General features: G+C 59.0%; 3 protein-coding genes. All 3 read left to right on the top strand.

Annotated elements, in window-relative coordinates; translation table 11 throughout:
* Positions 1 to 24: 24 nt before the first annotated feature.
* The 3 genes from QQL78_RS21230 (at position 25) to icmH (ending at position 8,882) form a co-directional block, all read left to right on the top strand.
* Positions 25 to 5,715: a beta strand repeat-containing protein gene (locus QQL78_RS21230; RefSeq protein ID WP_284376857.1), complete on the top strand. Its 5,691-nt coding sequence runs from the start codon at positions 25 to 27 to the stop codon at positions 5,713 to 5,715.
* Between the two features lie 126 nt (positions 5,716 to 5,841).
* Positions 5,842 to 7,176, top strand: a complete 1,335-nt coding sequence (tssK, locus tag QQL78_RS21225; protein WP_284376855.1) for a type VI secretion system baseplate subunit TssK — start codon at positions 5,842 to 5,844, stop codon at positions 7,174 to 7,176.
* Positions 7,176 to 8,882: a type IVB secretion system protein IcmH/DotU gene (gene icmH / locus QQL78_RS21220; protein ID WP_284376853.1), complete on the top strand. Its 1,707-nt coding sequence runs from the start codon at positions 7,176 to 7,178 to the stop codon at positions 8,880 to 8,882. Before tssK ends, icmH begins: the two co-directional genes overlap by 1 nt.
* Positions 8,883 to 8,888: the final 6 nt, after the last annotated feature.

Raw genomic sequence — 8,888 nt, 5'->3', positions numbered from 1 at the left:
TCCCTGACCCTGACCGCAGGCGATGTGGCCGCGGTGACGGTATCGGGCACGGGGACGTTTGATGTGGACGGCGGGACCTCTGGCGCTGTTGTAATTTCTGGTGGTACGCTTGACGCGTCTGGCGGGACACTTGCATCTTTGGATGTGAATGGCGGAACAGCTCATTCAATCTCTGGCAGCGCTGCAGTGACCGGTGCCACGACAATTGACAATGCAACACTGACGCAAAGCGGCGGATCTTTGAACACCGTGACGGTTGGTGTTTCAGGCACTTATGATGTGCAGGCTGATGTGAGCATCAACGCGCTTGCGGGGGCAGAGGCCTCAGCGGTGGTTGATGTAAACAGCAACACCCTGACGATAGCCGGCAGCGGGAACACCTCATTTGACGGGACGCTGAGCGGGGGTGCTTCGGGTGTGCTGAGCAACACTGGTGGCGGGACGCTGACGCTGGGTGGTGACAATTCTAGCTATGCCGGTGGTTTTGACATCAGCGGCGGCAGCACCATCGCAGGTGATGTGAACGCCTTTGGCGATGGCACAGGTGCCATCACGCTGAACAGCGGGACACTGGATGTAACCGCAAGTTCTACGGTGGCCAATGCAATCACCGTGGGTGCCAATGGCGGCACAGTTGGTGCGACAGCAGGAACAGTCGCAACGCTGACGGGTGATATTACGCGTAACGGCACCCTGACCTTTGGTGATGGGACGCTTGCCGGTGGCGGGCAGGTCATTGTCAACAGCACAGGCTTTTCCGGTACCGGATCAACGGTCGTTTCTGAAAACCTTGAGCTGGTTCTGGGCAGCCCCCAGAGCATTGCCCTGTTGAACAACGGTATTGCAGTGAATGGCACCGTGGATCTGAACGGTCAGAATCCTTCCACATCCAACCTGACCGGCGCAGGGGTGATAACATCAAACGCAGCGAATGCGACCTTTACATTTAATGGGCCAACAACATTCAACGGCTCCTTTGTCGATGGCACGACGGGCATCATGTCGATTGATGTAAACGTAGGTGGCCCGAATACCTTGCAGCTGAACTCGGGCTCAAGCACCTATTCTGGTGCCACAACGATCACCTCTGGCACCTTGCAAGTCTCTGGTGGGGGCGCGATTGGCGATGCCAGCGCGGTGACGGTTTCTGCCGGAGCCATCTTTGATGTTGATGCCAGCGAGACGGTGGGATCGATCACTGGAGCGGGGTCAATCACGGTTGCGGATACCCATGTACTGACAAGTGCGCAGACCGATCTTTCGGCCACGCCTTTGATCACGACATTTGATGGTGTTATTTCCGGGATGGGGGGGCTGACCGTGGGTACGCCGACCGCTACGGGAACGCTGACCTTGACCAATGTGAACACATATATGGGTCCGACCACGGTAGATGGTGGAACCTTGCGTCTGGCCAATGCAAACACGCTGGTTGATACCGGCGCGGTTATTGTGAATGGCACGCTTGACCTGATGACAACGGATGAGACCATCGGTTCACTTGCCGGAAACGGATCGGGCATTGTCAGTATCAACGGCAATACTTTGACCGTTGCGGGAACCGGCGCTGGAACCACAACCGACTTTGACGGGGTGATCCAAGGCGCGGGTGGCCAGCTGGTTGTAAACAACGGACCCGATACGCTGCGACTTGGCGGGGTGAACACCTTTACCGGTGGGACAACCGTGAACGGCGGGACGCTGGCGATGAGCGCTACAGGCAGCCTTGGTGATGTGACCCTGAACGGGGGCGCGTTCAATTCGGCCGGAACAGTCACGGGTACCGCAACAATTGCCGGTGGGATCATGACGGTCACCGGTGGCACGGTTGTGGCAGCGAATAACGATAGTGGTGTGTTGAACATCACCGGCGGCACGGTTTCGACAGTGAACAGCGCGGCGACCACATCGAATGCAGGCACTGTGACAACGGCTGTGGTGACCGCGGGCACATTTACCAACAACGGCGGCGGATCCGTGGGCACGGCAACTGTCTCGGGTGGCAGTTTCGCCACCTCGGGAAGTGTGACCGGATCGCTGACCAACAATGGTGGGGCAGTCTCCGTAACCGGCGGCGCGGTTGCGTCATTGAGCAACAATTCCGGCACTGCGACGATCACCAGCGGCAGCGTTTCATCCATGTCCAACAGCGCAACGGCCAGCAACTCAGGCTTGGTGGGTGAGCTGACGCAGGGCAGTGGCACATTTACTAACGCGGGCAATATTTCCACCGCCAATCTCTCTGGCGGGTCATTCACGACAACCGGCACCGTAGGAAGTTTGAACAACGCCGGGGCGACTTCGGAAATTCAGGGGGGGACAGTCAGTGCGGCGAGTAACACAGGGGGCAGCCTGACTATTTCAGGTGGGTCGGTCGGCTCGCTGTCTTCTTCCGCAAGTACGACAAATGCGGGCAGTGTTGGTGAGGCGAACATCTCCGGCAGCACATTTGTAAACACCGGCATCGTCAGTGGCAGCACAACCATCAGTGGAGGTGGTGTGACCAACAATGGATCAATGGCGAGCGTTTCCCTGAGTGGCGGCTCCATCACCAATGCCGCAGGGACATTGGGGGGTGTGACCAATGCAGGCGGCGCAGTTAACATTACCGGCGGCAGCGCCGGTGAGATTATCAATGAAACGGGCACCTTGAGTGTTGCAAATGGCGGTCAGACCGGTGCGGTGACCAACTCTGCCACGGCGGTGAACCTTGGGACAGTTGCCAGCTTAAACAACCTTGAGGGAACATTTGAAAACGGTGGTACGATCACCGGCCTGACAACTGTTGCAGGTGGCATTGTTTCCAACACGGGTTCGATGGGCGATGTCGCGACCAACGGCGGCAGCTTTACCAGCAGTGCAGGGTCCATTAGCAGTATCACCAACAACGGTGGTAGTGTTGAATTGTCCGGCGGCACCGTTGGCGCGGTTACCAACGAGGCTGGCACATTGACACTGGGCCTTGATGCGGGGGCGGTGACAAATTCCGCTACGTTGGTCCTGTCAGGGTCTGCAACCAGCCTGACCAATACCGGTGGCACGACAACGGTCAGCGGAACAGTATCTGGCCCGACGACATTGTCAGGCGGCAGCTTGACAAATACCGGCGCGCTTAACGGTGGTGTTACGGTTTCTGCGGGCAATCTGGATTCAACCGGGGTGATCACCGGGGCGCTTGATGCCGCTGGTGGCACGATCAGCCTGTCGGGCCGTCTGGATGGGGCGCTGGTGGCAGGCAATGGGGATGTGACCATCACGGGACCACTCACCGGTGTTGACAGCATCACCAATGATGGCAGCGGCGCGCTGGTGATTGCAGCAGGAACAACAACCGTGGACAGTGGTGGCCTCGTCAATAACGCGGGCAGCCTGACAGTCGACGGTGTGCTGGGCGGCGGTGCGGTGTTGCTGAACACGGGCACATTGAACATCGGCGAGACCGGCAATGTTGGCATGGGCATCACGAACAACGGTATTTTGCAGGCAGATGGCGCAATCACCGGTGATCTGACCAATAGCGCGGGGCGCACGGCGAATATCGCGGGCAGTATGACCGGCAATATCATTAACGCCGCCGATGGCGAGGTAAACCTTGCCGGGACCCAGACCGGTGTTATTGAAAACCGGGGTGACGTGACGGTTACGGGCACCAATGTAGGCGGCGTGATCAACTATGAACAGCTGACGGTTGCGGACGAGGGCACGGTTGACGGTGACATCTTCAACACCGCCATTCTTGAACTGAACGGTGAAGTGACTGGCGACGTGATCAACAACGGCAGTGCTTCATCGTCGGAAATCCGTCTTCGCGTCGGAGATGGTGCAGTGATCAACCTGAACGGCGGCGTTTCGGGTGATTTGGCCAATGCCAGTGATCTGAACCTGCGTGGCCGGGTCGATGGTACGCTGACCAATACCGGGCTAACCACCCTGCAAGAGGGTGTGTCGACGGTCGAGGATTTTGTGAATGACACCCAGTTCATTGCGGATATTGGCACGCTGACCTATGGCAGCTTCACCAACAATGGTGTCGCCGCTATTCGCAATGCCGGTATCCTGTCGGGTGGCGTGTTTACCAACGCGGGCGAATTGACCCTGCGTGACGGTGGCCGGATCGCGGCAGGCACAGTGGTGAACAATGCCACCTTGCTGTTGCCGGGGGGCGGGCTGATCGGGGCGGATGTGATCAACAATGCCACCCTGACCGCAGTTGGTAACAACCAGGCTGGTGGTACGCTGACCAACTCAGCTTCCGGTGAAATCCTGATGGCGAATGGGTCCACGGCGGACGTAATCACCGTATCGGGTGATGCCAATCTGAATGGCCGGGTCACTGCAGACCTGAACCTGAGCCCTGACCGCCAAGGCGTGGACCAGATCAACGTCGGCGGCCATCTGAGTGGTAATGTTCAGGTCGACTTTAACGACATGAGCGAAGAGTTCGGCACCTTGGACGGCGGTTTGACCGTTTTCAGCTATGGCACCTTGGACGATGGGTTCACCTTTGATCAAACCGGCTTGCCTGCGGGTCGGGCCCTGATCTACGGCTTCCAGAACGATCCTGAGCAGAATGCAATTGTTGTGCAATCCGGTGCGAACCCGGCAGTTGCCGGCATCGCCTCTGGTCTGACCCTGACCCAATCGCTGATCAACACAGTGGTGAACCGGCCTTCCAGCCCGTTTGTGGCCGGGTTGGCCGCAGAGGATGACGACCCTTGCGGCTTTGGCAGCTGGGCGCGTGGTGTGGGCGGTGTGGCAGATGCAACCGGACAGACCTCAACATCGATCGGGAGCTTTGAATCCGAACTTTCGGCAAGCTACGGCGGTTTGCAGGTCGGCTTCGACTATTCCTGCTTTGACAGCCGCTATGCCGGTTTCGATCTGAGCTTTGGCGGGATCATCGGGGCCAACGCGGGTTCCCTGTCGCAGCCGGTATTCAAGTTTGATCCAACCTCGATCAGCCTTGACCGCAGCCAACAGGTCAGCGTGAATGATACCGATTTCAACCAGACCTATGCGGGTGCCTATATTGGTGCATCTCGGGGCCGGTTGTTCGGGGATATCCAGCTGCGCTTTGACCGGACGGCCTTTGACCTCAAGAACACGGCCTTTATTGAAAGTGCCGCGAACGGAGGGCTGGATGACCTTGGGGTTGCGGATCAGGAATATGACAGCAGCAGCACAACCATCAGCGGCTCTGTCGGATATGCCTTCCCACTTAGCGAAGCCTCTGGTCTGGTCTTTGTGCCAGCGGTGGGTGTGTCACACAGCAGGACCTCGGTGGACAATCTGCGTTTTGACGGGGGCACGCCGGATATCGTCGGTGATGACGGTTTCCTTGTGATTGACGATATCGTCAGCACTGTGGGCTTTGTCTCGGCAACCCTGTCACGCAGCAAGGTTTTGCCGAGCGGAACGGCGGCGCTGAACATGTTCGGAACAATCACCTATTACCACGACTTTGGGGATGATACGACGTCACGCTATTTTGCGCTGGATGCCAACGGCCTGCCGGAAGGCGAGCCGCTGACCACAACGAGCAGCAATCTGGGGGCCTATGCAGAGCTGTCACTTGGGGTGAACTACACCAAGCTGCTCCAGCCCGGTGCCCCCGGCGGTGCGCGTCAGTTTGATGCCTCTTTGCGGATTGACGGACGGTTCTCGGGTGGACTGGACAGTTATGGCATAACAGGGCAAATGCGGTTCCAGTTCTAAGGGTTAACGCCCTGAACTGTACCACCTCTGCTTGACCCCACGGCTTGGGGTGGCCACACTGATCTGGACACCGAACATAACGGCGCAGGCATTGCCTGCGCCAGAGAACAAGGAAACCGCCCGCAGATGTCTTGGACCAGCAAGGTAGCCTGGAAAGAGGGGCTCTTTTTGCATCCTCACCATATGCAGCAGTCCGACCGCTATACAGAGCGGTTGGTGCAGGCACGCACGGCTGATATTACGCCTTATCCTTGGGGGGTTAGCGAATTGCGGTTTAACCGTGATCTGGCCCAGCAGGCCAAGATCGGCCTGACTTCTGTTGCCGGGATCTTTCCAGATGGCACAACATTTGACGCCCCCGCCGGTGCGCCCTTGCCGCTGCCTGTGCCGGTCCCCGAGGAAGAGGCGCAGGGCTTGTCGATCTGGCTGACTCTGCCGGATGTCAGCATTGGCGGGCAAAATGTCTCGCCGCAGGCGGGCAATGCCGCCACACGTTATGTGTTGTCAACGGAAACCGTGACAGAGACCTCTTCGGCCTCGCGCAACGAACAGACTTTGGAAATCGCCAATCCACGTCTGGAGCTGGTGCTGCGCAAGACCCCGCGTCCGGGCTATCAGAACATTCATCTGGGCCGCATCATCGAAATGCGCGATGGCATTGTGACGCTGGATGATACCGTGCCACCAACCGGTCTGGTGGTGCGGGTGCACAACGCCTATGAGGGATACCTCAGCCGGGTTGTCGGCTGGATCGAGGCCAAACTGGAAACGCTGGCGCGTTTTGCGTCTGATCCTTCGTCAGGCGGCGGCATGCAGGCTACGGATTATCTGATGCTGATGGTGTTGAACCGCGAATTACCGGTGCTACAACACCTCAAGGGAATGGCGGCGGTCCATCCTGAACGGCTTTATGAAAAACTGATCGGACTGGCGGGAGAGCTGTCGACCTTTGATCAGGGCGGACGGCGCGCACCGAATTATGCCCGCTATGAGCATGAGAACCCCAAGGCCAGCTTCACCCCTGTTGTGCAGGACATCCAGCGGTTGCTGGCCCGCGATGTAGGCCGCGCAATCCGCCTGCCGCTGAAAGAAGTGCGGGCCAATTCCTATGCCGCGCTGGTCAATGACCGCAACCTGTTTGCACAGGCAACCTTTGTGATTGAGGTCAGCTCGGGCCTGCCGCTGTCGCAGGTGCAGACCCAGTTCCCGCAACTGGCCAAGGTTGGGCCGTCCACCAGTATGAAACAGATCATCAACAACAACCTGCCCGGCATCGGGATTGTACATTTGCCAAACCCGCCGCGACAGATCAGGGTGGTCAGTACCAATGTCTACTTCGTACTGGATAAGTCCACTGAACTGTGGCGCGAGTTTTCGACCGCACCGGCCATCGGCATGCATTTTGCGGGCAACTGGCCGGATCTGAAACTAGAAATGTGGGCCATACCGGAGAGCGCGTGATGTCGGATGATGACGACAAAACCGTCTTTGGCCAGCGGCTGCCTGTGCCAGAACCGCGTGGAACCTCCAGGGCAGGGGCACCACCGGCAAGCCCGCCCTCCGCGCCAACGGATGACGGGGCGGATAAGACTGTTTTTGGTCAACCCCTGTCGCCCACCAGCGGTTTACCCACGGGCGGCGGACGGGCCGCGCCAGTACAGCAACCGATAAACAATCCCGGCGTGGATGACACCTGGCTGGGCGGGGCATTGAACCCGCACCCCCAACCGCAGTTTCAACCCCAGCCCCCAAGGCCGCCACAACCGGCCTATACCCCGACCCCGCCGCCCCCCTTGCAGCCCCCCTATGGGCATCCGGCACCGCAACAGCCGATCTATCAACCCGGCACGGGCCAGCGCCCGGCAGGTTCCGAAATTTTCCCGGAGATCCGCGCCGCAGAGGAAAAGCCGCAATATGCACAGCGTCCAAGGATCGCCTTTCAGGACGCCTTGCGGGCGGCAGGGCCGGAAACCGGCGGGTCGTCAAACCCGTTGGTACGTGCAGCGTCGGGTCTGCTGATCCTGCTGGGACGGTTGCGCACCGGTCTGGTCGATATGCAACCCGCCCCGCTGATCGATCATGTTACCCGCGAGATCGACACGTTTGAGCGCAACGCGCTGAACGCAGGTGTGGGTCAGCAAGATGCCTTTGATGCGAAATACGCGCTTTGTGCTACCGCGGATGATATTGTGCAGAACCTGCCGGGAGCGGATCGTGGCACATGGATGGAGTATTCCATGGTTGCGCGGTTCTTTGGTGAACGCTCCTCTGGTGTTGGGTTTTTCCAGAAGATGGATGAGGCGATGCGCGCGCCCGGTCAGCGGTTCAATCTGATTGAGCTGATGCTGACCTGTCTGTCGCTGGGATTTGAAGGGCAATATCGCGCGATGCCAAATGGCTCGGTAGAGCTGAGCCGGATTCGCACGGCAATGTATGAAACCCTGCGCCGCGTGCAACCGCGCCCGGACGATGATGTTTCGGTGCGCTGGACGCCGGTTTTGCTGGGCGGGAAACGGCGGCAGGGCGGCACCCCACTCTGGGTAATTGCCGCAATTGCGGCGGTGATGGTGGTATCACTTTTTGCCACGCTTTCGACCTTGCTGACCCGCGAAGGGGCAGAGGTGCGTGGACGTATTTTGGCGCTGCATGCGGGCCAGCCGCCGGTGACAATTGAACGTACCGCACCGATCGTGCGCAGCTATGAGGCACCCCAATCGACCCAGCTGGAACGCATTCGCGCGGCATTGGCCGCAGAGATTGAAGCCGGACAGGTAGAGGTTGCGCGCACCAATGATTGGGTGTTTGTACGGGTTGGTGATGTGCTGCAATTTGGATCGGGATCGGCCACATTAACCAGTGATTTCAGCACATTGGCCGCGGCCATCGGACGCACCTTTGATGATGAGAAAGGGCCGGTGCGGGTTGTAGGCCACACAGACAGCGTGCCACCAACGGGACGCGGGCAGTTCAAAACCAATGAAGATCTCTCGGTGGCCCGTGCCAAGGCGGTGGGTGACATATTGAGCGGCGTCCTGATTGATCCCGCACGCCTGCTGGTCGAGGGCAAAGGCGCGGTTGATCCGATTGCTGATAATACCACCCGTGAAGGCCGCGCCCGCAACCGCAGGGTCGAGATCATGATCCCCAGAGAAGAAGCACCGGAGTAGGCTGAC

It is taken from the genome of Sulfitobacter pacificus (assembly GCF_030159975.1).
GTDB classification, from domain to species: Bacteria; Pseudomonadota; Alphaproteobacteria; order Rhodobacterales; family Rhodobacteraceae; genus Sulfitobacter; species Sulfitobacter pacificus.
This window is presented reverse-complemented; position numbering and strand designations above follow the sequence as displayed.

Coding starts and splice junctions, on each gene's coding strand:
- tssK (WP_284376855.1), top strand. CDS start 5,842: ATGTCTTGGACCAGCAAGGTAGCCTGGAAAGAGGGGCTCTTTTTGCAT.
- icmH (WP_284376853.1), top strand. CDS start 7,176: ATGTCGGATGATGACGACAAAACCGTCTTTGGCCAGCGGCTGCCTGTG.